Below are 22,730 nucleotides of genomic sequence, written 5' to 3' on the forward strand. Positions count from 1 at the left end.
ATTTCCTTTCTAGTATTAACGTCTACCTAATTCCGCAATAATTTCTTGATAAAATTCTTCTCGACTCTTATCGTCTTTTTTAATTTCTTTACCAATCTTACCGTCCTTAATGAAAAGAATGCGGCTAGCGTATGAAGCAGAATATGGATCGTGAGTTACCATTAAAATCGATACTCGATCTTTTTCATTTAATCCCTTCATAGTTTCAAGAAGTTCTGTTGCACTCTTTGAATCAAGTGCTCCAGTTGGTTCATCCCCATAAAGAATAGCAGGCTCATGAACTAAAGCTCTAGCTGCTGCAACACGTTGCTTTTGACCACCAGATATTTCTGCTGGATATTTATTTAAAATATGATCAATTCCTAAACGTTTTGCAATCTTATCCACTTTTGGATTAATCTCACTAGTTTTTACATTTTGTAAAGATAATGGTAAAGCAATATTTTCGCGGTTAGTTAAATTTTCTAATAAGTTAAAATCTTGAAAAATAAATCCAATCTCTTGCCCACGAAAATCCGCCATTTGATTCTTATTTAAGCCAGTAATATCACGACCATTAATATAAACGTTTCCAGTTGTTGGTTGATCTAAAGTTGAAAGAATATTCAATAAAGTTGTTTTACCTGAGCCAGAAGCCCCCATTATTCCAACAAATTCGCCACGTTCTACATCAAAGCTAATCCCTTTTAATGCTTGGTATTGCTTCTCACCTTTTTTACCATAAGTCTTGGTAATATTTTGAACTTGAACTACTTCACTCATAGTTGTTCCTCTTTTCGTTATAGTGTATTACATACCTGTTACACTATATAATACAGACACCAATAAAAAAAGTAAAGTATGTTTTTCATTATTTTTCTGTCTTAAATCAAACTAAATTGAACTATTTAGGATTATTAGGAAGAAAACATGGGTATTTTTATATGCACAAAAACTAATCTGATCTGTAATTGCATTAATGGATTTTGGCGCAACTCTTGGTATCGTTTCAATTGATGCTAAAACCAGTTCAATACCTCCTGGCATATGCTAATCCTAAATATTGTCGAATAACTTTTAATGATTGGTTTAGGAACTGCATTACCATTAATTGCTAAATGGCAAAGATAAAAAATTAAGTATTAATTCTATTACAAAAAAAGCCAAGTCATAATGATTTGGCTTTTATTATGTTTCAATAACATAACAATCTATGAAAGTTCTTTTATTTGCTATTATTTTATTAAGGTCTTATATTTATAAGTGAAGACAGTCTTCATAGAGAAGCAATAAATAACAATATATTTAGTTGCTATTACTTTATATAAATATCTAGTAAATACTATTAAGAAGAAATTTTTGATATTCTGAATCATAATAACTATTCACTATTTTCACTACTTTTTCCCGTCTATAGTTCAATAAAATTGAAAATAATGAAACTTATTGTTAGTAAAATACAGTTTAACTAAATTCTTCAGGAAGCTGAAACGTATCTTAATATAATTTGTTTCAGTTTAAACGATGTATTACAAAGATAATAAATTTGTCACCCTATATACCCTTAAGTCGTGAGCTTTCCTATTCCCCCATAAATTATGTATGGCTTAAGTGATTTTCTTAATTAACTACCTTTGATACAGTCAGTTTAATTTTATTTATAAGTGTAAAATTTATTATGAGATCAAAATATCAACTATATACTCCACTTATATTTATGTGCACGGTTAATTAAAGTAATTATCTCTATTTGGATATTACCGTGTTCAAATATCCTAAGGTCACTTCGAGTTCGAAGTGGCCTTTTTTTGCCTTTAAAATTGATTTTCATTAAAAAAGAAATTATAATTTTCATACTATCAAATAAAGGAATGGTTATGATGATTTTTTAAGCTATTAATCTTAAATAAAAAGTTAATTTATGAAAGCAGGTGAATTATTTGATCGACAATCAACCAAAAAAGCTTAAAGCCTTTATCGCTGGCGTAAATTTAAATGATCCTAATTTTGACTATTATATGACAGAACTAAGAGAATTAGCTCTTGCAAACAACTTAGATGTTGTCGGGCAAGCAAGTCAAAAGGCTGAAAATATTGTCGCAGGCACATACTTTGGTGTTGGTAAACTTAACCAAATTAAAAATATGGCACGTGAGTTACATGCTAAAATCTTAATTATCAATGATGAATTGTCTCCAACTCAAATTAGAAATATTGAGAGTATGACAAAGTTAAAAGTTTTAGATAGAACAGAGTTAATTTTAGAAATTTTCTCTAATCGCGCACGTAGTCGACAAGCTAAATTACAGGTTCAACTTGCAAGATTACAGTATGAATTACCTCGACTCCATCCTTCTGAAAACAATCTAGACCAGCAACGTGGATCTGGAGGAGCAAGCGGTGGTTTCGCAAACCGTGGTTCCGGAGAAACTAAACTTGAATTAAATAGACGTACCATTGGCAAGCAAATTAGTGCAATTAAAAAGGAACTAAAAGATATTAGCAAACAAGAAGAAATTAAGTCCGCTAGAAGAAACAACTCTCGTTTGCCACAAGTTGCCTTAGTTGGCTACACCAATGCTGGAAAATCAACAACAATGAATGAATTGCTAAATGTCTTTAGTGATGAAGCCAATAAAAAACAGGTTTTTGAAAAAAATATGCTTTTTGCTACTTTAGATACTAGCGTCAGACGAATTGATTTGAAGGATGATTTAAGTTTTATTCTTTCAGATACTGTCGGTTTTATTTCTAAACTCCCTCATAATCTAATTGAATCATTCAAAGCTACATTACAAGAAGCAAAAGATGCTGACTTGCTCATCAATGTGGTAGATGCATCAGATCACAATATGGTACAAATGATTAAAACCACGCAAAAAGTTTTAAATGAACTAAACATCACTGATGTTCCAATGATTACTGCTTATAATAAAGCCGACTTAACAGAGCGCAATTACCCTCAAATTGAAGGAAATGATATTCTATACTCTGCTAAAGATCCTGAATCAATTAAGCAGTTGGCCAATTTAATTGTCAAAAAAGTATTTGATAATTATGAAAAGATAAACTTAGTACTGCCACTTTCAGATGGTAAAAACTTAGCTTATTTACATGAATATGGTCAAATTTTAAATGAAGATTTTAAAGATGACGGAGTCCATGTGACCGTACGACTATCTCCGAAAGATCTAGAAAAATTTAAGACTAATGTTATCTAGCAAAAAAAGAGTAGATTTAAAATCTACTCTTTTTTCATACTATTTATAGATAATTACTGCTTCATTTTTCTCTACATTGTTCCAAACCTTTGGAGCATCACTAGGTCTTAAGTTCACGCATCCATAAGAACCATCATTCAAGTAAGCAGTCTTTGACCAGTTCTTACGCCAACTATTATCGTGGAAACCACACCCAGTTAAGGTAAACGGCATCCAGTATTTAACATCAACTGCGTACTTAGAGCCATCATCATTTGTTCCCTTCAAGACACTTGGAGATTCCTTATAGTGAATATACCAAACTCCCGTAGGTGTTTCTAAATTATTATGAGCAATTTTGGTTTCAACTGTTCCAGTAACAATCGTATCTAATGTAACGACACATTTGCCATTCTTATATATCCACAACTTTTGATCAGTTAAAGAAACAACAACATAATTATTACCAATCCCATTATTGCTTAGGCCATAACCAGTTCCATAAGTACTAAAACCTTCACCATAGATATAGTTCTTACCATTAAGCTTTTGAATATTATTAGCTAACGCATTTTCAACAGCTGTAATTAATTTCTTCTCATCGATAGCCCATCCATAGCTTTCATTTTTTACTTTTGTAACTTGTCCATTTGGCAGTTGGAAGTCATAAGACTTATGAAGTGTGGATACTTCCTTATTAATGGTACTAATCTTATCTGCTAAGATTTTTGTATCTGAAAATACATATTGATTATTTTTATAAGCTACAGTTGGAAAGATTTCTGATCGTTTGAATACATATGATTTGCCACTTACAGTATATTTCACCTGTCGATCTTTAATCTGATTCAGTTTATCCTTTGCCTTCAATAAAGCAGTATTTTCAAAGTTCCACTTTTTATGACTTGGATAGCGAGTATGCTGCTCTTCAAAGTAAGATTGAACTTTTTTCTTCGTAATTACTTTATCGTCAGTCTTCTTTAAAACAACCTCGCTACCTTCTAAAACTGCACTATTTTTAGCTTTTTCATTTATTTTAGCAGTTGCTTTTTTAACAGTCAGTTTACCAACAGGAACGTCATAAATCACAACATTAGAATTAAAGTGACTGGCATTAAATTTTTCTGCTTCGGCATTCCTTTTCGATTGAATATGTCCGAAAATTAACCAAGCTATCAAAATAATTACTAAGCCACTTAAAATACCTATTAGCCACTTACGATAGTTATTTGTGGGATGGGTATTTTTTTCTACATTTTTGTTACTCATTAAAAATACCTGTTTCCTAAAAAATTTCTTTTCATTATAACATAAAAAAGAAGGTTAATCTTACGATTAGCCTTCTAAAATAACTATCTTTATTTCAAATAATTAGTTTACGCGGATTGCGTAATCTGGCATGAAGTAACTTGAGATAGTAGCTTGAGTTACATTTTGACCTGGTTGTGGTGCGTGTACGTATTGGTTGTTACCTACGTAAATAGCATCGTGGTAGTCACCCCACATTAAGATGTCACCAGCTTGTGCTTGGCTAACTGAAATGTGTTGACCTGCACCAGCTTGTTGGTAAGTAGTACGTCCAACGTTCTTACCAGCTTGGCTGTATGCGTATTGAACTAAACCAGAGCAATCGTATGCGTTAGGACCAGTTGCACCCCATACGTAAGGCTTACCAATTTGTGATTGTGCTGCGCTAACTACAGTTTGAGCAGTGCTGCTGTTTGATTGAGTTGAAGCTTGTGGCTTAGCAGTTTGAGTAGTTGCTGCTTGGCTTGAAGCTTGTTGAGTTTGTTGTTGTGCTGGCTTAGCAGCAGTGTTGTTTTGTGCAGGTGCACTGTAAGTAGTAGCTGGACGGCTAGCTGCTTGTTGAGTTGAAGCAGTTGATACTTGTTGAGTCTTAACTGCAGTATTAGTTTGTACGTAGTTAGTTTGTGCTGGAGCTACTTGAGTGTTAGTTGAAGCAGTGTTGTTTGCACTTTGTGCTACTGGAGCTTGTACAGATGCTGAAGCTTGTTGTACGTTTGCAGCAGTATTAGTTTGTACAGGTGCAGTTGCAACAGATGCATTGTTAGTAGTTGCTGCTTGAGTGTTAGCTTGTGCTACTGGAGCAGTAGCTTGTTGTGCGTTGTTAACGTTAGCTACAGCAGTTTGTGCATCAGCAGCAACGTTGTTGTTTGCAACGTTAGCTGCAGGAACTTGGCTTACAGCAGCCTTAACAGCAGATAAATCAGCAGTAACTGCAATAGGAGCTTCTTCTTCGACATCATCAGCTGAGATCCATTGATCTCCACCTAAGTTGTACCAAGTTTCACCCTTGACAGTCTTAACTTTCTTGTATGTCTTCCAGCTTGATTCGTGTGGTAAGTACTTACCAGTTTGTTGCTTACTGTCTTCGTAGCTGTTCCAAACGGCAACACTTTCACCGGTCTTAGAATTTACCTTTACAACACCAATTTCTTTTGCAGGAGCTTGGATAGTTGAAGCTTGTGCAGTGTTGTTAAATGATAATGAGTTTAACTTAGCTGCACTTAAAGTTGCGATACCTGCAACAGCGAATGAAGCAGCAGTAGTAAGTTTGATTACTTTAGATTTGATAGTCAAAGGTTATTCCTCCATAAAATTCATTTTCTTAATTATCAACATAGCCGTCATTAATTAACTAAAAAGTTATGCTATGTGTCTCTTTTTTTAATTGACAATGGTTATTGTAGGGCATTAATATTACAAGCCTGTTACAAAGCTAAATCATTGTCGTTACATTTAGCTTATTATCAGCCTTTTTCAATATTCAAAACCTAATTATTTTCTAGTTTTTTTACGATTTTGTCGAGCTCTTTGACTGTCTTTTTCCAGTTATCGTTATTCAATACATGAGCTTTTTTAGATAGTTCATCTGACAAATGGAGATCACGCTTAAATTCGTAGCTATTTAATCTCTTATCAATTTCACTTACTTTGTCTCCACGTGCTAGTAATCTTTTCTTTAAAACTGAAAAGTCTGAAACAGTTAAATAAATAAAATATACTTGCTTCCCCAATTTATCTAAATAAGACTGAACTCCATCTGTTTCAACGATTAACGAGACTAAATCATTCTTCTTCCAGGCCTTTTCTAACGCTTCCTTGCTTGAACCATATTGGTATTCTCCATACTTTACATGTTCAAAAAAGTGCAACTTCTTAAAGCTTTCATTACTTTCAAAATAATATGACTTGCCAGGAATTTCTCCCTGTCTAATTGGCCTAGTAGTATGAGTTACTACACGAGGAATATTATATTTTTCTGTTAAGTATTTTGAGACTGTGGTCTTTCCTACACCGCTTGGACCAGCAATTATGATAATTCTTTGCAAAATATTACTCTCCCGCTTGAAATCGACTATTATATATAATAGTATTTCACTATTGTAAAACATTTCTGTACAGAAAAGGGAGTTTTTTAAATGAAAAAAGCTGACGTAAAAATTGGTCAAATTTTAGCTGCTACTTCTGAAGAAGAGCTTAAGCATCCTTTTCAAGGAAAAGTAGAAAAAATTTACGAAAATTCTGCTTTGCTAGCTATTACTTCATACGATCCAGAAGACGAATCTTCAGTTAATGAATTAAACAATAAAATGGTTATTAACTTTAAGAACTTAAAGAAAGTAAAATCGCCTGCACGCGGAAAGACTGCTGCAACAAACGATGTCAAAATTTCTAAAGTGGAACCTGACCAAAAAGCCAAAGACGCAAAATAAGCCTAAATAAATTTTAGTTTTAACAAGGATACCTAAAATCATATGAAAAAACGGCTTCGAATATTCTTATTTTGGTTCATTTTAATTCAGCCATTTTTGGACATTTATTGGTTATCTAGACCTCCACTTCTAAGATTCTCAATTCCTACTATTTTGAGAGTTTTAGGAGTTTTTATTGCAATTATTTTATTCTTTAGCATCAAAAATAATTGGCAAAGATTTAGAAAACAATGGTGGATTATTACTTATGTTGCAATTTTAATCCTATATTCAATTTGCCATTTAATTTCGGTTAGGAATTTTACTGGAGTAGATCCAACTGGCTTTCACTATTCACCAATAGTTGAAATTCTTTACCTAGTTCGCTGTTGTCTACCTCTAATAGTTATTTATATCACCTCATATAGTGATTTCAAGACTAAGTATTTCTTCAGAGTAATTCAAGGAATTTCTGGCCTATATTCTCTAACCATTGTGTTCTCAAATATATTCGTCTTTTCTTTAACCTCATACCATACCGGTGAAGCTAAACGAATTAGTGCTAATATTTTTGCTTGGTTTCGTCAGTCAGACTATCCTTTTAATGCGTTAGCTTCTAAAGGGATTTTCTATCAAGCTAATACCTTGTCGGCTATTTTGTTTATGCTGATGCCGATTATGCTATATATTCTCTACAAAGAGTTCAATCTCTTAAACATAATTTTAGTAAGTGCCCAAGCGTTAGCAATGCTAATGCTCGGAACAAAGGTAGGAAACTTTGGTTTAATTATTAGCTTAGTAACTTTCTTAATTATCTTCTTAATTCATACTTTAATTTTGAAAAATACTAAGTTCTCAGCTAAATTCTTGATTGCATTAATTTGCATTTTAGCAGCTTCTACTGCTGTTTTTCCTTATAGTCCGACACTTAGACGCTCTTCTCTTGAAAGTGGCGTAGCTAAGAAAAGAAGCAATCTTGGCGACAAAAAAAAGCTTGATTCTGAACTTAATGCAGAACTAAAAAGGTACAAAGGACAAAAGCAAGAAGAATACCTCAAAAAGTTCATCAAGAAAAATTACTGGGTCTATTCTTTAAAACATGATCTGGTTTTAGATCATTATTCTTATCAAAATGATCCTTACTATTGGCTTGAAGTTATGAAGAGTCCAGCAAATGAACGACTGAATTATCGACAGCTTGAAAAAGATATTCTAAGCCGCGTAATGAAAAACGACAAAAATAAACTAAATAAACTGTTTGGTATTTCTTTTAGCCGTGAAAATAATATTGCCCCACTTGAGCGAGACTTTTTAGCACAGTATTACTCAATGGGATTACTCGGAACTATTTTGCTAACAGGAATCTATTTAGTTGTCCTTGGTTATGGTATCTTTTATTGGTTACGGGATAAGAAGTCAAGAAGTTTTCTAAATTCTTCACTATTGCTATCAACTGGCTTTATTCTCTTTGCTGCTTTTTATGCAGGAAATGTACTTGAATATTTATCTGCAACCTTAGTAATGGCATTTATTTTAGGGTTCTTATTACAAAATATTCGCTATAGCCGAAAATCAAAAGATTTAGCAGACAATTTAACCTAAAAAGGCCTTACCCCGATTTAAATTCGGAGTAAGGTCTTTTTCTATACAGATATTATTTCAATTCTCTCACAAAAGTACGATCCGGTACTCTAATCAAGTAGTATCTAGTCGCAGTTTTCCCTGCATGCATTCTTAAACCGTTGTACCAATTTTTCTTGTAAGTTGCAGTATAGGTAGCTACATATGCATTCTGGTAGCGTCCATCCGCTTGACTTAATTGCTTAGCTGAATACGGAATGGCTGCTGCTTGCACTGACATCGGATTTTTGCCATCAGAAATTGTTGCATAGTTACTCTTAACAGTTACTCTATTTCCATTACTATAAAAAGTATAGGTCTGAATTGGAGTCTTTTTATTGTCAGATCTAGCAGTAACATAATATGACCGTTTATTACCTGCAGTTAAAATTAATGGCTGATAGTCAATTCGACTAGACAAAACTTTTTTATTTTCTAAATTAGGATTGTAAAACAAAGTGATGCTAAACATATAGATCGCACCACATAAAAGAACTAGAACTTCTAAAATATCTAATAAAGTAGTCTTCCATTCAAATCGTTTACGATCTTTTACAATCATCATTAGGTGACGTTTACGAATATTTTGTACAATAAAAATTAAGTATAGAACAAGTATTAACCAGGCCAAAATACCTAAAATATTCCATCCGAGTGTCATAAAGAATCCTCCATTTTTCTTTAAGTTAAGTATACGGTACTTATGATAGTTTTTAAAACTTTTTTTAATTTGACTTTATGATAAAAAGTCGCGACAATTGAATATGTAGAAGGTAGTTTTGGTATATAGCGTTAGGCAAAACTATGGTAAAAATAGCTTTTTATACAATTACAGGACAAACGCAACGATTCATAAATAAAACGGGCCTTGATGCACATCGGATTGAGGATGCTCATCCTCAATATCAAATGAACGACAAATATATTTTGATTTTGCCGTCATATCAGGATTTTATGATGGATTCCGTTGTTGATTTTTTAACATATAAAGATAATAAAGAGAACCTTTTAGGATTAATTGGCTGCGGTAATCGTAACTTTAATGATCTCTTTGCTCAGACTGCAAAAAAGATCTCAGTTACATTACACGTGCCTATTCTTTATTTACTTGAACTTAGTGGCAATTCGACAGATGTCAAAAACGTTCGTCAAATTGTTAAAGAAGCCCGTAAAAAAGAACGAGGCATGCAAAAGGATTTGCCAATTAAAAATCCATCTCTTAGCAATATTAGTTTCTTAAGTGACTTCAGGCAGAAAAATGAATAAAAAACCTTATTATAAAGCAAGTAACTGGAATGCTGTCGAAGATCAAGTAGATCGTTCTGCTTGGGCGAGATTAAATGATATTGTTTATGAACCTCGCCGTGTTCCAATTCACGAAGACCGCGATGAATTTTCACGCCTCCCTAAAAATGAACAAACTATGCTTTTGCACAGTTTTGGTTCTTTAACTCTTTCATCTACTCTCCAAATGAAAGTAGCACTCTCCAAAATCAAGCAGGATGCCAAAAATTCTGAAGAAGCTGCTGTATATAATGCATTGCAATATTTGGAGTCGATTAATAATAAAGCCTATAGTCATGCACTAGCAGAATTTTCTAATTCTAAAGAACAGAAAGAAGCATCTGAGTGGGCAAGTAAAAATCCTTATTTACAAAAGAAAATGAAACTGTTTAATACAGTTTATCAATCTGGAAATCCCATTCAGAAAAAAGCAGCTCATGTTTTTCTCTCAACTGGCCTTTATCATTCATCATTTTTTGGTCCACTTTATTTGTTTGGACAACATAAATTACCGCGAACTGCAGAATTAATAAAGTATGCTCTTCGCATAACCACATTAAATGGTATCTACACAGGAATTAAGTTCCGTCGGGACTTTTTTACATTATCTAAAGAAGAACAAGATAAGATCCATCACTGGGTATATGATTTGTGTGATAAATTATACGATAACGAACTCAATCATATAAAACTTCTATATCAGCATACCAGCCTAGAAGATAAAGTAGAGCATTACATTCGCTATACTTTAAACAAGGCACTAATGAACTTAGGTCAGGAACCAAAATATCCTGAAAATATCGAAATTCTAGATCCTATTCTTACAACAGGTCTAATGGAAAGTGCAATGATTGAAGATTTCTTCTTTTATACAAACGCACATCCCATTCTTAAAATGCGTGAAATAAAAAAATAAGGAGTTGAAATTCAACTCCTTATTTTTTTGCTGTTTTAGCTTTTGTTTCAGGTTTTTGATAGTTGCGAATAAATTCTATTTTTTCCTCAATTGCTTTAACTAGTAGCTCGCTGTACTTTTCTGGATCAGCTACAATTTCATCACTTGAACCTAAAATATCGATTCTAAAGTGAGAAACATTTACATACTCAGAAATAGTTTCAAAATAGATATTTACTTCATATTCATCTTCATCATTACAGAAATTGCTAATCTTTTTATAGTTAGCAAACGGAAGATTAATGATGTTACTCTCAAGTGCAAAAGTCATTGGTCTTCTTCCACTGATTGCAAGTTGCGTTTGAATCAATGAATCATGCTTAAATGCCTGAGCAGATTCACTAATCATTTTAGTCGCAATCTTTTTTAATTTTGTCTTTGTTATTTCACTATATTTAATTGTTTCAAGATCTTGCAAATAATCTTGATCTTCTATTTTTTTAGTTATTTCTTCTTGTTTAATTTTCACGATAAAATTCCTTCATGTATCCTTTTTCATTACTAAGATACTCAATAAATCTTCTTCATGCAACTGAAAATTCGATCAATCAAACTGCAAAGCAAAACTAAGTAATTCCATTACCTTAAGCATATCTTCCGGTCTAAGGTGATCGGCAGGTTTTTCATCTAGCAAACGCATCCTAGAAAAAGTTTGAATTTGCGCTGCATTTACTCGGCCATGAATCCGATATCCTAACAAATCTAAATAAGTAGGAAAATGATTACCATGTGAAGTAATGGGACAAACCATTAAGTAATTTGTTTTTTCATTATATGCATTAGAAGATACTACTACAGCGGGATGTTTCCCCTTCATTTCTTGTCCAACTGAAGGTGAAAAATCTGCCCACACAATATCTCCTTGTTTAAATTTAATCTTCGGCATGACGCAACTCCTCCATAGCCAAATTTTCCCAAGCTTCCCGTTCTGGTCCTGGTACATCTTCAAATTTAGCATCGGAGGTATAAGGATTAGAAATTTTAGGTATTAAGATCAAACTTCCATCAGATTTTTGATGAATTGCATACTCAGTCCCCACTTCAACCTTAAAAGAAGCGGGAAGTGAAAAGCCAACTGAATTACCGACCTTTTGAGTTACAATATGATGAATAGATATTTTCATAAGTTTTTACCTCATTAAGTTACTTTCAAAAATATTGTAGTACTAAAAAAGACTAACTTTCAAAAGAAAGCTAGTCTTTTTTGCGAGAAACATACAAAAGTATGTCAGGGTCTTTGTTTCACAGCCAAAGTAGCCCATCATCAGCACTTCCCGTGCTTTGACTTCTAAAGTCTAGATGATCTCTGTCAAAGAACGCATCTCGCGTTTTCCTCGACTCGTCGCATTATTATTATACTAAATTTTTCTTATTTTTTCTATTCTTACGCGTCTTAAAAAGAATTTCTCCAATCAACTGCGCCAGCATAAATCCCATCGCAATCGCAATTGTTACAATTGCTACTCGTAAGATTAAATCTTCGGCGTCAGATAATTGTCCCTCCACCATCGCACGTACTGCTTGATAAGCTGGCACACCGGGCACAAGTGGAACAACTCCAGGAATATTAAAAACTGTCACAGGGCATTTCTTAATCCTAGCAAATACCAAACCTAAAATTCCGACACAAAGTGCTCCTAGAAGATTAGAGCCTAAACGACCAACGCCAATTTTATTCGCTAGCCAATATAAAATCCAACCTGCACTTCCACTGATACCACATAAAACTAAAGCACGGTGTGGAACATTAATAATTAGACCAAAACCTACAGAGGCAAGCCAAGCAAATACTAAATTAATTACTATTTCTAACCAAAAAGGCATTACATCACACCCCATAATAACTTAATGGCAATACCAATTCCGCCGCCTAAAGCGATAGCCGTTAAAACTGCTTCAGTCGTTCTTGCCATACCAGATAGTAAGTCACCGCCAAAAAGATCGCGCAAGGCGTTAGTTATTGCTACGCCAGGCACAAGAGTCATTAAAGACCCAATCAAGATATTATCAACTACAAGTTTAGGGAAGATTTTGCAAGCCATAATCGTAATTACTCCCATAAAAATTGCAGTCACCATTTCGGCTAAAAAACGAATGTTAGTATAGCGTTTAATGGCTAAATATACAGCATATGATAATCCACCAATCACAGCAGCTGCTGGAAAATCAATCCAGTCATAGTCATCCATAAACAAAACCATTAAAGTCGGACTTAAAATTGCAGCCCCGATAATTTGAAGCCAAATTGGAAAGTCAGGAATCGAAATTGAAATCTGTTTCAATCGCTCTTGCAATTCCTTTAAGCTTATTTCCTTAGCCGCAAATTCACGTGATAGTTCATTAACTCGATCTACTAATTCCAAGTTAATATTTCTTTTCTTAACTTGCGTTACCTGGGTATAAGAATGCTCACCCAAACTCATAAATATTCCGGTTGGAGTTGTAAAACATCTAGCACCAGCAATGCCAGCATTGCGTGCTATTCTCATCATCGTATCTTCAACACGATAAGTTTCGCTACCGCCTTCGATCATTAATCTGCCCGCTTTTAAACAGGTATCCAGCACTTCAGCAACATAATCTTGGCTCACATGCTCTTTATCCATTTTTAATCCTCTAAATACTATTCATTATTCATCTTTTCAATATCGATCGTTTTATCAACCCAATTTCCTCTAAAGAAATCTCGCTCGTGGCTTACAATAATTACTCCACCTTTAAATTCAACAATTGCTTTACGTAAAGAATCTTTTGTTGCGATATCCAAGTGGTTAGTAGGCTCGTCTAAAAATAGTAAATTTGATGGCTCAAATTGCATCTTAGCTAACTTCACTTTTTCCTGTTCTCCACCAGAGAGTTCCTTTAAAGGGCTCATTGCTTGCTGAGCAGTTAACCCCATTCGAGCTAAAGCCTGACGCAACTCTCTAGGACGTAGGCGTGGAAATTCTTCTTGTAAATACTGTAAAGGCGTCATATTTTTATTTGGCCAAACCAAATCCTGCTGGAAGTAGCCAAGCTTAGCAGTTGAAGATAATTCAAAACTACCATAAATTGGCTTCAATTTTCCTAACAAGGTTTTTAGAAGCGTAGTTTTTCCAATTCCGTTAAATCCAGTTACTGCTACTTTTTCACCATTCCCAACAGAAAAGTTAAAGGCAGATTTGACTAAAGCTTGATCATAACCAATTACTAAATCTTGAGTTTGTAGAAGTAGATTTGAAGCTGTATCAACATATGGAAAGATGACATGCGCTTTCTTATTATTTTGTGGTGGAGTCAAAATATCCATCTTTGCAAGTTGTTTTTCACGGGATTTGGCACTCTTAGATCTCGATCCAGCCTTATTCTTTCTAATGTATGCCTCAGTTTTTTTTATTTTTCTTTGCTGGTTCGCATATGCCTTTAAGTAACTTTCACGATCAGCTTCCTTTTGACGCAAAGCGTGCTTTAAATCACCTGTATAACGGGTAATCGTTCCAAAATCTATATCAATAATACAGTTTGTAATTTGGCCTAGGAAATCATAGTCGTGAGAAACTACAATAAAAGCTCCCTCAAAATCATTCAAATAATCAGCCAACCAATCAATATGGTTAACATCCAAATAGTTAGTTGGTTCATCTAAGACTAAAACATCTGGATTTTGTAAAAGCAGCTTAGCCAAAATCAATTTAGACCGTTGTCCACCAGACAGTTTTGATACATCCCGATCATAACCTAGATCAGCTAATCCTAAACCTGTCGCTACTCGGTCAATCTTAGTATCAATATCGTAAAATTCTTTTTCTTCTAGTAAAGTTTGAATCTTACCAGCTTTTTCTAGGAGAGATTCATCCCCATTTTCGCCATATTTCACATAAAGATTATTTAATTCTTTTTCTTTTGCAAAAAGATCACTGAATGCCGTCTGTAAAAACTCTTTAATTCCCATGCCTGCTTCAAGCTTGGCATATTGATCTAAATAACCAACGTGAAGTTTATTCTGCCATTTAACTTCACCTTCATCTTGGGTAATTTCACCAGTTAAAATCTTAATTAAAGTTGATTTTCCAACTCCGTTTTGACCAGTTACCCCCATATGGTCTTCTTTATTTAAAACAAAATTTGCATCTTCATATAAAGTTTTATCAATAAATGTTTGGCTTAAATTTTTAACTGTTAGTAAACTCATTGTTTCCTCTCATCTTGCTCGTTTTCTTGATCGGTTATCTTACTTTTTTGTTCTTGGTCGTATTCTTGTAGTGCATTTAATACTCTTGGCCATTGCCTTTTTGGAATAATTAATTGAAGTTTATTGTGATAAATCGGGAAGTCGCTTGCCTTCATGCCTGTTATCTCAGCTAATTCTTGGTCTGTTAAGTTATACCTAGCAACAATTGCTTTAATTTCATAGGAAGCGTGTCCTCTAAAATATGAAAGAACATAAAAGAATGCCGCAAAAACTCCAGCACTTAAAGTAGCCATTGGCAAAGATAAATGGAAGGTTCTTTGCGCAATAAAAAACACTGCAATAAATGCAATAAGTGCAGAAATTACCCCATAAACAACTGGAAAATACTTAGTTTGCTTCATTTTTTCATCATCCTTTTTATTACACTGATTTTTCAAATATTACATTCAATTTACGTAATTGAATTTTTTGTAAAAAAATGTAAATTTCGTTTTATTTTACTGCAATAATCCTCTTATATAATACAGTTTGTTAAGTAAATTAAAAACGACTTTTTAAATATCCACTAGTGTAACACGATTCATATTCAATTATTATTAAATTTAGACTTAAAAGGAGTAAACACTTTGACACATAAGAAGGGAATTTCAGTAGCACTTATTGCATTATTAGGCTTTGGTTTTCTTACAAATTCAGTTACATCACAGGCAGCTGATCAAGATACTAACTTTAACGTATCTAAAAGCCTAGTTGAAAATACAATTAAGCCAACTCTTCTCAGCAAAAAGTTCAAAGAAGAACAACTTCAAGAAGATAAAGAAAATAAATTAGCTGATATCAAATTTGAAGAAAAAAGACTAAATCACGAAAATCCTAATACACAACTTAGCAACTAAAACTTTTACGATAGGAGTTGCAGTTGGCAGCCAAAATCACTAAGATAGAATCATCAACAGATATACTAAAAAAAGCAGCTAGCGCTTCGCTAGTTGCTTTTTTCTTAATTTCCATCCCATGGAATAGTATCTGAATTTTTATCGTAAATTACATAATTTCTAAAATCTTCAGGATCATCCCAGTCTAATCCCTGTTGCAAACTGTTCTGTCTAGTTTCTTGGTTACGCAGTTTTTCTTTCTCTAACCCTAAGCTAGAGCGAACCAAGTCTGACACTCGCTGTAATTCCTTAGTAGGGGCTACCTGCATGGCAGCTGCTCCAATCCAGACATTATGTCCATGAATATAGCCACTCTTAATGTCTTGCGTACATCCCCGATAATTCATTGCAATTGAGAGCATATCATCAAAAGTTAGGTTAGTTTTAACATATTTGGCAAAGACTTTGAGGATTTTACGGTAATTAGTAATGGAATTAACCGACATTCCTTTACGCACAATATCGTTAATTACCTGTCTTTGACGCATCTGGCGGCCATAATCTCCTCGTGGATCTTCCTTACGCATCCGGACATAGTCTAAAGCTTCTTTACCATTTAAATGTTGTTTTCCTTTCTTAAAATGGGTGTGGTAAGTAAATGTAAATGGGACATTCACATCTACCCCTCCTAGAGCTTCTACCATGCTCTCTAAGGCCTTCATGTTAACTTCCATGTAATAGTTAACCGGCGTATTTAAAAGCGCACTAACTGTTCTTGTAGCTCCTTTACTGCCACCAACTTGATAAGCTGAATTCACCCGGAACATATAATATTTTCCTTCTCCGCTTCCGTCTCCCTTAATATCGGCTAACAGGTCACGGGGAATTGATGTCATTGTTGCTTCTTTTTTTTGCGGATTCATTGTCGACAAAATCATCGTATCGGAATTTCCACGATCATGCCTACCTTCAATTCCTTGATCAACCCCAAGAATTAGAATCGAAATTGGCTTTTTCTGAGATATTAACTGCGAAGTTTTTCCAGTTCCACGATAAGCTTGCTGTACTGAACTCATAGCAGAGAAATATGCATGAGCAAAATAAGCTACGCTTCCGCATACAAGCAAAATTGTTAGGAGACCTACCAAACGAGCAAAGCTATTTCCATCTTTAATGTCTTTTTTATTCGCCGCAAAAACGTTATTTCTTTTCAGTTTTTTACTTGGTTTATTAGGTGCATCCGGTCTCATTAATTTTTGACTCCTCTGACTATTTGCTTACCTTTTCATATTACAAAAATCACTGGTTAAGCGCATTAGTTTCATTATTAAAAAATTTTTATTTTTTAGCAAGCGAAATAATGTTCTATAATGGTGATTAATAAAATTTGTATCACAGAAAGAAGGAAAAAATATGACTCTTCCAACAAGAAATGAAGTATCTGATGACCTCAAATGGGACTTAAGTCGTGTTTTTAAAAACGATCAAGAATGGGAACAAGAATATAATCAAGTCGCTAAAGAAATCAAAAATCTAAATAAATTCAAAGGAATGCTAGCTAAGTCTGGTAAAAATCTTTACGAAGGAATCACAGAAATCCTAGCAGTAAATCGACGCCTTGAAAAGGTGTATGTTTACGCTACAATGTCAAGCGACGTCGATACAAAAAATACTCATTACCTTGGTTTAGTGGCTAAAGCTCAAAGCTTAGCTAACCAAATGAGTGCTGCGATTGCTTTCGTTGATCCTGAAATCTTATCTATTCCAGAAGAAACACTTGCCACGTTCATGCAAGACGAACCACGTTTAGAAAATTATCGGCACCGTCTTGAGCAAATTACGCAAAAGCGTCCTCATACTCTACCAGCAAATGAAGAAAAAATCATCGCTGACGCCGGAGATGCAATGGGTACATCTGCTAACACCTTCAATGTCTTAACTAATTCTGATATGGAATATGGGTATGTACAAGACGAAGATGGCGAAATGGTTCAATTATCTGACGGCTTATATTCGCTTTTAATCCAATCTCAAGACCGTAATATTCGTAAAAATGCCTTTGACGTAATGTACGCAAGCTACGGTCAGTTTGAAAACAGTCTCGCTTCAACTTTATCAGGTGAGGTAAAGGCTCACAATTTTAATGCTCGAGTACACAAATATAATTCAGCTAGAGAAGCTTCTTTAAGTGAGAATGGTGTTCCAACAACCGTTTACGACACATTAATTAAAGAAGTAAATAGTCACCTTAATTTACTTCACCGCTACGTTTCATTAAGAAAGAAAATTTTGGGCTTAAAAGATCTTCAAATGTACGATATGTATGTTCCGTTAACTGGTGAACCTGTCCTTTCTTATAACTTTAACGAAGCAAAAGAAGAAGCTAGAAAGGCCTTAGCTCCACTAGGAGAAGACTATTTAAAGCACGTTGATTACATTTTTAATAACCGCGTAATTGATATAGTTGAAAGTCAAAATAAAGTAACTGGTGCATATTCAGGTGGTGCCTACGATACTGATCCATACGAACTACTTAACTGGGAAAATAACCTTGATTCACTCTATACTCTAGTTCACGAAACTGGTCACTCTGTCCACTCTTGGTATACAAGAAACACTCAACCTTACGTCTACGGTGATTATCCAATTTTTGTTGCTGAAATTGCTTCAACTACTAACGAAAATATTTTAACCGAGTATTTCTTAGACAAGATTACTGACCCTAAAACTAGGGCTTTTGTCTTGAACCATTATCTTGATTCATTTAAGGGGACTCTTTTCCGTCAAACTCAATTTGCGGAATTTGAACAATTTATTCATGAAACTGATGCTAATGGACAACCATTAACTGCTGATGTACTTGATGAATTTTATGGCAACTTAAACCAAAGATATTATGGAGATAGCGTAGAACCTGGTGGAGAAATTGCTATGGAATGGGCACGTATTCCTCACTTCTACTACAACTTCTACGTTTACCAATACGCAACAGGTTTTGCGGCTGCAACTGCTCTTGCCAATAAAGTTGTTCACGGCACTGACAAAGAACGTGATGCTTATATTAATTTCTTAAAATCAGGTTCTTCGGATTACCCAACAGAAATTATGAAACGAGCTGGCGTTGATATGACTAAGGCTGATTACTTGAGGGATGCTTTTGATACTTTTGAAAAGCGTCTTAATGAATTTGAAAAAATTGTAGATGAATTAAACGCTGAAAAGTAAGGTTCACATTTAAATAGAAAAAGCTGGTAGAAATAAAATCTACCAGCTTTTTCGTTAGCTATTTTATTTTATACATAGCGACGATCTTTTCTAGCTCTTTATCAGAAATCAGTTTCAAGGTACTGCCATTATCCATTAGTTTCGCCCTATCCTGATCAAAATATATATGATAAGAGTCATAAAATTTATCATCTTTCTTAGGTTTAAAATTACAGAGAAAAAGAATACAGGCGTCTTTCAAATTTCGATAGGTCTTACCCTTATTTAAAGTATAGCGTAAATCAATCCTTGAAAGATAGTAACGCATACGTCTACCAATATCGTCTTGGTCTGTTGTCTGCATTTCGATATTAAACACACGTCCTTCATGGTTTGTGACTAAAACATCAAGTCTAACTTCTTTAGCCTCGTTTTTACGCTCAAGATTATTAATCTCAACTTGCTTATCTAGCCAGTCTATCTTTTTAATTTTTAAATCTGAAATAATGATTTCAAGCAAATACTTGCAAAAATCCTTGTTTTCCCTCACCATCCCAAAAACTTTATCTTCCGTGAACCCAAACCAAGGTCCAATCTTTTTAACCATATGAAGTAAATCCTCTCTAAAGATATTTGAGGAGTAATCCCATATGTTTATTACGCAAAGTGGTGCTTTTTTTTGAAAAGCAAAAAAATACATTATTACTGCAATTTTGCAATAACAATGTATTTTTCTACTTCTTGACTGGCGTCTTTTCTGAACGAGCTAAAGCATCTTTAATACAATCAAGGTATAACTTACTTATATCATCTCGTCCGCAAAAATGAGTTCCATCAGTTCCTGAAAATAGATTTTGGTGTTTCCGGGCCACTTTATCCCAATCACCAATTGTAATAAATTTATACTTATTAGGGAGCGTTCTTTCCCATACTGCAAGCTTATACGAATTATAAGAAGAATCTGCATGACCATCATGTGGAGTAATAAAGATTAGATGATGGCCTGGCTTCAAATCATGAATAACCTTTTCAGTCTGCTTTTGATAATCATCTAAAGAGTTAGTTCCAATACAAATAACAACATTCTTAGATAGTTGTCCTGAATTTTGCAAATTTATTAATACGTTATAGGCCTTATCCATCGTACGATTACCTTCGGCATCAATTTGAACATTTTTCATATGGTCTAAAAGATATTGCCGACTACCTAGAGTTACACTATCACCAATAATTGTTGCAGCTTCTAAATTATTAGAATTTTGCTCATCAGAACCAGTTCTTTGCTCAGATTTTTTAGGAACTGCTTGCGCGTAAGCTATATTCAGTCTATCTGCATCTCATTTTCATATTATTTATGACGCAGAATAGTTATTGATCTTTCCTCAGTGTCACACCTTTCCACAATATGTCTTCTACATTTTTATCGCCAGAAGTAAACGTTATCTTTTTCCGGTTATCTTTTAATTTACCGTATAAAGAATCTTTTCCCTTAAAGTTTAGAGTTAACTTATCGCCAGAAATTTCATAGGTTCCTTTTTCTTTAGACTTTCTTCCGTCTTCCAATGTAGTAATAGAAGTAAAAGTCTTATTCCTTGAAAACTTCATATCTACTTTTTCTTTCCAAAATAAGAAAGTTACCGTACCCTTATAACTTCCATCTAGTCGATGAGCATTATAGTTATTCCAGGCAAATAAGGAAATAATTAGTATTAGAAGAATAACTCCACCAGTAATCCAACCCTTTTTATGTTTTTTTAAATTTTCGTAATCCATCTCTTATCCTTTTTCTTATTCATCAATTTTAAAAGTTAATCCGGTTCTTAAATGGCTTGTGACTGGTGTAATTACCGACGAACGCTCCTTCTTTGTTTTCCTTATAGTAAAACTTTTTCTGTCTTCCGAAAGTTTTCCTTCTGCCTTAATTCGTTTACTCTTAAGCTTTAACTTACCTTTCGAAAGCTGATATGTTCCTTTCTCTTTAGGAACTCCCACTTCCCAATACTTTTGCCCCTTATCCCTATATTTATCGGTATAGACAAAAGTTTTATTATCTTTAAATTTAAAACTCCATTTTTCCGTCTGATCATCGTGTTTCACTATACAAACATAATTTCCATTTAAATCGTGAGAATTCAAATAGTTAAGCTTATGGACTACTCCATGAATAATACCTATTAATGCAATTACTATAATAACCGCAATAGCGATTAGATTTTGTTTATTACTCTTTATTTTTTCCTTCATTAATTTTCTTACCTTTATTATTATTCTTCTTCAAAAACTTCAGTTATTATTATTCTTCTTCAAAAACTTCAGTATAGTTATTACTACTTACCCAAATAGCTATTAGATTTTTAGAAACAGGTGCTTGTTTTTCACCGTCAATAACAACACTTTGTGAATTTGCTGGATAGAATGTTACACTCCAGTTATATTGAGAATCATGGTCATCAGCATTCAAGATGTTTAATGCGTCTCCAACTCTTTTAACTTCAATCGGATGTGTATCATTACTATCTGTTAACCCATCTTTTGATAATTCTATACTGCTCGTTTTTAAAAGTGACGGAGTAATAGTTAAAGTAGAATCTGTTCTGTCAGTTACATCTTTATGTTGACCAACGGCTTTAATTAACTTCCAGTTACCAACTAAACTGCTGTAGTCACCATTTTGAATTTGGTCAAAATTCATTTTCTTAGTAGCTACTTTGTTAGTGCTACTAGTACTACTTTGACTAGACTTTGAGCTTTCACTTGAGTTGCTATTTTCGCTACTTGAGCTAGAAGATTCAGAATTTTCTGTAGAGCTTGATTTACTTTTCGCACCATCATCCATCCTATCTGAATCATTCTTTTTGCTAGTTTTCTTCTTACTTGAAACTACGCTACTCTTACTACTTTCTTGAGAAGCAGTTGAATTAGATTTACTTTGGTTACTGCAACCTGCTAGTAATAATAAACTTAATAATCCTGTTGCTATACTTATACTTTTCTTCATGTTTCTTTCCCTCAAATTTTCCATTCCTTATTTTTTAACAATTATACGAGGGGAGTCACTTGTAACATGACCGGTATGACGAACAGTCCCACTCACTTCTACCTTTCGTGGACGAGAAGCTGCTGCGGCAGCAGCTCCAGCGGCTTCTGCCGCAATTCTTGCATTTCTAGCAATATCTTCTTGAGCTGCTCTAATTTGTTTCTGAATCTCCATTTGACTTTCTTGGAACTGTTGTGTTTCAAGCAAATTAAATGCATCTTGTAATGTAGTAGCACGATTTTCATTAACTAAGTTCCAAAGACGATAAACATCAGCGTAATTATAGAACTTCTTTGGAAAACCATTCATTCCTTGCTTATACGTAGGGGCATCGTATTCAGCATTTAACTCTTGTCTTTTTTGAGCAACAACACCTTCGGCTGGTTTAACATAGTTAACTTGTTTCCAATACTTCAAACCAATTGCAATTGCTAATACGAATAACGCACCCCAAATATCATTTAGAGAATTATTCAATATATCAAAAATCATGGCGCATATTCCAAATCCTCCAACCCATAGAATTGTTTTATGCCATTTATCTTCTGCATTACTCAAACTTCTCTTCGCTGATGATAAATTAGCTTGAGCATTTGCAACACCAGCTGTTGCATTTCTTTTTTCTTGAAGGTAGTTTAATAATTCATTTCTATCCATTTATTTGTATCCCCTCTTTTGATTAAAATTTT

Annotated in this window: 26 protein-coding genes; 7 read left to right on the forward strand and 19 right to left on the reverse strand. The window is 33.9% G+C overall.

Annotated elements, in window-relative coordinates; genetic code table 11:
- Positions 1–15: 15 nt before the first annotated feature.
- On the reverse strand, positions 16–762 hold the full coding sequence (locus QM512_RS07425) for an ABC transporter ATP-binding protein (protein ID WP_282805091.1): 747 nt from the start codon (positions 760–762) through the stop codon (positions 16–18).
- A gap of 1,157 nt (positions 763–1,919) precedes the next feature.
- Here QM512_RS07425 and hflX point away from each other — a divergent pair.
- On the forward strand, positions 1,920–3,200 hold the full coding sequence (gene hflX / locus QM512_RS07430) for a GTPase HflX (protein ID WP_282805092.1): 1,281 nt from the start codon (positions 1,920–1,922) through the stop codon (positions 3,198–3,200).
- Between the two features lie 39 nt (positions 3,201–3,239).
- Here the strand turns inward: hflX and QM512_RS07435 are convergent, their stop codons facing one another.
- The 3 genes from QM512_RS07435 to QM512_RS07445 form a co-directional block, all read right to left on the reverse strand.
- A complete protein-coding gene (locus QM512_RS07435; protein ID WP_282805093.1) occupies positions 3,240–4,448 on the reverse strand; it encodes a L,D-transpeptidase family protein in 1,209 nt (402 codons plus the stop codon).
- A 102-nt stretch (positions 4,449–4,550) separates the two neighbouring features.
- Positions 4,551–5,780, reverse strand: a complete 1,230-nt coding sequence (locus tag QM512_RS07440; protein WP_282805094.1) for a C40 family peptidase — start codon at positions 5,778–5,780, stop codon at positions 4,551–4,553.
- A 194-nt stretch (positions 5,781–5,974) separates the two neighbouring features.
- Positions 5,975–6,532, reverse strand: coding sequence for a guanylate kinase (locus tag QM512_RS07445; RefSeq protein WP_282805095.1), 558 nt, complete (start codon positions 6,530–6,532; stop codon positions 5,975–5,977).
- Positions 6,533–6,622: 90 nt separating this feature from the next.
- On the opposite strand from QM512_RS07445, the gene QM512_RS07450 reads away from it, so the two are divergent.
- Together QM512_RS07450 and QM512_RS07455 are read left to right on the forward strand one after the other, a co-directional pair.
- Positions 6,623–6,916 carry a DUF2187 domain-containing protein gene (locus tag QM512_RS07450; protein ID WP_282805096.1) on the forward strand — a complete coding sequence of 98 codons (294 nt, stop codon included), beginning with the start codon at positions 6,623–6,625 and terminating at the stop codon, positions 6,914–6,916.
- 42 nt (positions 6,917–6,958) lie between these two features.
- The gene (locus QM512_RS07455) at positions 6,959–8,497 is read left to right on the forward strand and encodes an O-antigen ligase family protein (protein WP_282805097.1); all 1,539 of its coding nucleotides are present in this window, start codon (positions 6,959–6,961) and stop codon (positions 8,495–8,497) included.
- A gap of 52 nt (positions 8,498–8,549) precedes the next feature.
- On the opposite strand, the gene QM512_RS07460 is transcribed toward QM512_RS07455, so the two are convergent.
- Complete coding sequence (locus QM512_RS07460) at positions 8,550–9,176, reverse strand: LVIS_2131 family protein (RefSeq protein ID WP_282805098.1); 627 nt, start codon at positions 9,174–9,176, stop codon at positions 8,550–8,552.
- A 143-nt stretch (positions 9,177–9,319) separates the two neighbouring features.
- Here QM512_RS07460 and nrdI point away from each other — a divergent pair, with 143 nt between their 5' ends.
- Complete coding sequence (gene nrdI, locus QM512_RS07465) at positions 9,320–9,781, forward strand: class Ib ribonucleoside-diphosphate reductase assembly flavoprotein NrdI (protein WP_282805099.1); 462 nt, start codon at positions 9,320–9,322, stop codon at positions 9,779–9,781.
- The gene (locus QM512_RS07470) at positions 9,774–10,715 is read left to right on the forward strand and encodes a ribonucleotide-diphosphate reductase subunit beta (RefSeq protein ID WP_282805100.1); all 942 of its coding nucleotides are present in this window, start codon (positions 9,774–9,776) and stop codon (positions 10,713–10,715) included. Before nrdI ends, QM512_RS07470 begins: the two co-directional genes overlap by 8 nt.
- Positions 10,716–10,734: 19 nt before the next feature.
- Here the strand turns inward: QM512_RS07470 and QM512_RS07475 are convergent, their stop codons facing one another.
- From QM512_RS07475 to QM512_RS07505, 7 genes are all read right to left on the reverse strand, one after another.
- The gene (locus QM512_RS07475) at positions 10,735–11,223 is read right to left on the reverse strand and encodes a hypothetical protein (protein WP_282805101.1); all 489 of its coding nucleotides are present in this window, start codon (positions 11,221–11,223) and stop codon (positions 10,735–10,737) included.
- 75 nt (positions 11,224–11,298) lie between these two features.
- A complete protein-coding gene (locus tag QM512_RS07480; RefSeq protein WP_282805102.1) occupies positions 11,299–11,640 on the reverse strand; it encodes a type II toxin-antitoxin system PemK/MazF family toxin in 342 nt (113 codons plus the stop codon).
- Positions 11,627–11,878 carry a type II toxin-antitoxin system PemI/MazE family antitoxin gene (gene mazE, locus QM512_RS07485; RefSeq protein ID WP_282805103.1) on the reverse strand — a complete coding sequence of 84 codons (252 nt, stop codon included), beginning with the start codon at positions 11,876–11,878 and terminating at the stop codon, positions 11,627–11,629. The genes QM512_RS07480 and mazE overlap by 14 nt, the downstream gene beginning before the upstream one ends.
- A gap of 229 nt (positions 11,879–12,107) precedes the next feature.
- The gene (locus QM512_RS07490; protein ID WP_282805104.1) at positions 12,108–12,578 is read right to left on the reverse strand and encodes a threonine/serine exporter family protein; all 471 of its coding nucleotides are present in this window, start codon (positions 12,576–12,578) and stop codon (positions 12,108–12,110) included.
- Positions 12,578–13,360, reverse strand: coding sequence for a threonine/serine exporter family protein (locus QM512_RS07495; protein WP_282805105.1), 783 nt, complete (start codon positions 13,358–13,360; stop codon positions 12,578–12,580). Before QM512_RS07495 ends, QM512_RS07490 begins: the two co-directional genes overlap by 1 nt.
- A 17-nt stretch (positions 13,361–13,377) precedes the next feature.
- Positions 13,378–14,925 (reverse strand): ABC-F family ATP-binding cassette domain-containing protein, encoded by a 1,548-nt coding sequence (locus QM512_RS07500; RefSeq protein WP_282805106.1) that lies wholly within the window; start codon positions 14,923–14,925, stop codon positions 13,378–13,380.
- Entirely contained in the window at positions 14,922–15,326 is a 405-nt protein-coding gene (locus tag QM512_RS07505; protein ID WP_282805107.1) for a hypothetical protein, read from the reverse strand. The genes QM512_RS07500 and QM512_RS07505 overlap by 4 nt, the downstream gene beginning before the upstream one ends.
- A 225-nt stretch (positions 15,327–15,551) precedes the next feature.
- On the opposite strand from QM512_RS07505, the gene QM512_RS07510 reads away from it, so the two are divergent.
- On the forward strand, positions 15,552–15,821 hold the full coding sequence (locus tag QM512_RS07510) for a hypothetical protein (protein ID WP_282805108.1): 270 nt from the start codon (positions 15,552–15,554) through the stop codon (positions 15,819–15,821).
- A 104-nt stretch (positions 15,822–15,925) separates the two neighbouring features.
- Here the strand turns inward: QM512_RS07510 and QM512_RS07515 are convergent, their stop codons facing one another.
- A complete protein-coding gene (locus QM512_RS07515) occupies positions 15,926–17,050 on the reverse strand; it encodes an LCP family glycopolymer transferase (protein ID WP_257587671.1) in 1,125 nt (374 codons plus the stop codon).
- A 163-nt stretch (positions 17,051–17,213) separates the two neighbouring features.
- Here QM512_RS07515 and pepF point away from each other — a divergent pair, with 163 nt between their 5' ends.
- Positions 17,214–19,025: an oligoendopeptidase F gene (pepF, locus tag QM512_RS07520; protein WP_282805109.1), complete on the forward strand. Its 1,812-nt coding sequence runs from the start codon at positions 17,214–17,216 to the stop codon at positions 19,023–19,025.
- A gap of 58 nt (positions 19,026–19,083) precedes the next feature.
- Here the strand turns inward: pepF and QM512_RS07525 are convergent, their stop codons facing one another.
- From QM512_RS07525 to QM512_RS07550, 6 genes are all read right to left on the reverse strand, one after another.
- The gene (locus tag QM512_RS07525) at positions 19,084–19,611 is read right to left on the reverse strand and encodes an Rpn family recombination-promoting nuclease/putative transposase (protein WP_282805110.1); all 528 of its coding nucleotides are present in this window, start codon (positions 19,609–19,611) and stop codon (positions 19,084–19,086) included.
- Between the two features lie 127 nt (positions 19,612–19,738).
- Entirely contained in the window at positions 19,739–20,185 is a 447-nt protein-coding gene (locus QM512_RS07530) for an SGNH/GDSL hydrolase family protein (RefSeq protein WP_282805111.1), read from the reverse strand.
- 187 nt (positions 20,186–20,372) lie between these two features.
- Positions 20,373–20,777 (reverse strand): hypothetical protein, encoded by a 405-nt coding sequence (locus QM512_RS07535; protein ID WP_282805112.1) that lies wholly within the window; start codon positions 20,775–20,777, stop codon positions 20,373–20,375.
- A gap of 15 nt (positions 20,778–20,792) precedes the next feature.
- Complete coding sequence (locus QM512_RS07540) at positions 20,793–21,248, reverse strand: hypothetical protein (RefSeq protein WP_282805113.1); 456 nt, start codon at positions 21,246–21,248, stop codon at positions 20,793–20,795.
- A gap of 49 nt (positions 21,249–21,297) precedes the next feature.
- Positions 21,298–22,002, reverse strand: a complete 705-nt coding sequence (locus QM512_RS07545; RefSeq protein ID WP_282805114.1) for a DUF6287 domain-containing protein — start codon at positions 22,000–22,002, stop codon at positions 21,298–21,300.
- Between the two features lie 27 nt (positions 22,003–22,029).
- The gene (locus QM512_RS07550) at positions 22,030–22,698 is read right to left on the reverse strand and encodes a hypothetical protein (RefSeq protein WP_282805115.1); all 669 of its coding nucleotides are present in this window, start codon (positions 22,696–22,698) and stop codon (positions 22,030–22,032) included.
- Positions 22,699–22,730: the final 32 nt, after the last annotated feature.

Origin of the sequence: Lactobacillus isalae (assembly GCF_947539375.1) — a bacterium.
GTDB lineage: Bacteria > Bacillota > Bacilli > Lactobacillales > Lactobacillaceae > Lactobacillus > Lactobacillus isalae.

Excerpts from the sequence above, each read along its gene's own strand:
- QM512_RS07505 (WP_282805107.1), bottom strand. The coding sequence starts at position 15,326 with ATGAAGCAAACTAAGTATTTTCCAGTTGTTTATGGGGTAATTTCTGCA.
- mazE (WP_282805103.1), bottom strand. The coding sequence starts at position 11,878 with ATGAAAATATCTATTCATCATATTGTAACTCAAAAGGTCGGTAATTCA.
- QM512_RS07460 (WP_282805098.1), bottom strand. The coding sequence starts at position 9,176 with ATGACACTCGGATGGAATATTTTAGGTATTTTGGCCTGGTTAATACTT.
- QM512_RS07425 (WP_282805091.1), bottom strand. The coding sequence starts at position 762 with ATGAGTGAAGTAGTTCAAGTTCAAAATATTACCAAGACTTATGGTAAA.
- QM512_RS07545 (WP_282805114.1), bottom strand. The coding sequence starts at position 22,002 with ATGAAGAAAAGTATAAGTATAGCAACAGGATTATTAAGTTTATTATTA.
- QM512_RS07500 (WP_282805106.1), bottom strand. The coding sequence starts at position 14,925 with ATGAGTTTACTAACAGTTAAAAATTTAAGCCAAACATTTATTGATAAA.
- QM512_RS07450 (WP_282805096.1), top strand. The coding sequence starts at position 6,623 with ATGAAAAAAGCTGACGTAAAAATTGGTCAAATTTTAGCTGCTACTTCT.
- QM512_RS07515 (WP_257587671.1), bottom strand. The coding sequence starts at position 17,050 with ATGAGACCGGATGCACCTAATAAACCAAGTAAAAAACTGAAAAGAAAT.
- QM512_RS07470 (WP_282805100.1), top strand. The coding sequence starts at position 9,774 with ATGAATAAAAAACCTTATTATAAAGCAAGTAACTGGAATGCTGTCGAA.
- QM512_RS07540 (WP_282805113.1), bottom strand. The coding sequence starts at position 21,248 with ATGAAGGAAAAAATAAAGAGTAATAAACAAAATCTAATCGCTATTGCG.
- QM512_RS07535 (WP_282805112.1), bottom strand. The coding sequence starts at position 20,777 with ATGGATTACGAAAATTTAAAAAAACATAAAAAGGGTTGGATTACTGGT.
- pepF (WP_282805109.1), top strand. The coding sequence starts at position 17,214 with ATGACTCTTCCAACAAGAAATGAAGTATCTGATGACCTCAAATGGGAC.
- QM512_RS07495 (WP_282805105.1), bottom strand. The coding sequence starts at position 13,360 with ATGGATAAAGAGCATGTGAGCCAAGATTATGTTGCTGAAGTGCTGGAT.
- QM512_RS07435 (WP_282805093.1), bottom strand. The coding sequence starts at position 4,448 with ATGAGTAACAAAAATGTAGAAAAAAATACCCATCCCACAAATAACTAT.
- QM512_RS07490 (WP_282805104.1), bottom strand. The coding sequence starts at position 12,578 with ATGCCTTTTTGGTTAGAAATAGTAATTAATTTAGTATTTGCTTGGCTT.
- QM512_RS07480 (WP_282805102.1), bottom strand. The coding sequence starts at position 11,640 with ATGCCGAAGATTAAATTTAAACAAGGAGATATTGTGTGGGCAGATTTT.
- QM512_RS07550 (WP_282805115.1), bottom strand. The coding sequence starts at position 22,698 with ATGGATAGAAATGAATTATTAAACTACCTTCAAGAAAAAAGAAATGCA.
- QM512_RS07455 (WP_282805097.1), top strand. The coding sequence starts at position 6,959 with ATGAAAAAACGGCTTCGAATATTCTTATTTTGGTTCATTTTAATTCAG.
- QM512_RS07530 (WP_282805111.1), bottom strand. The coding sequence starts at position 20,185 with ATGAAAAATGTTCAAATTGATGCCGAAGGTAATCGTACGATGGATAAG.
- QM512_RS07525 (WP_282805110.1), bottom strand. The coding sequence starts at position 19,611 with ATGGTTAAAAAGATTGGACCTTGGTTTGGGTTCACGGAAGATAAAGTT.
- nrdI (WP_282805099.1), top strand. The coding sequence starts at position 9,320 with ATGGTAAAAATAGCTTTTTATACAATTACAGGACAAACGCAACGATTC.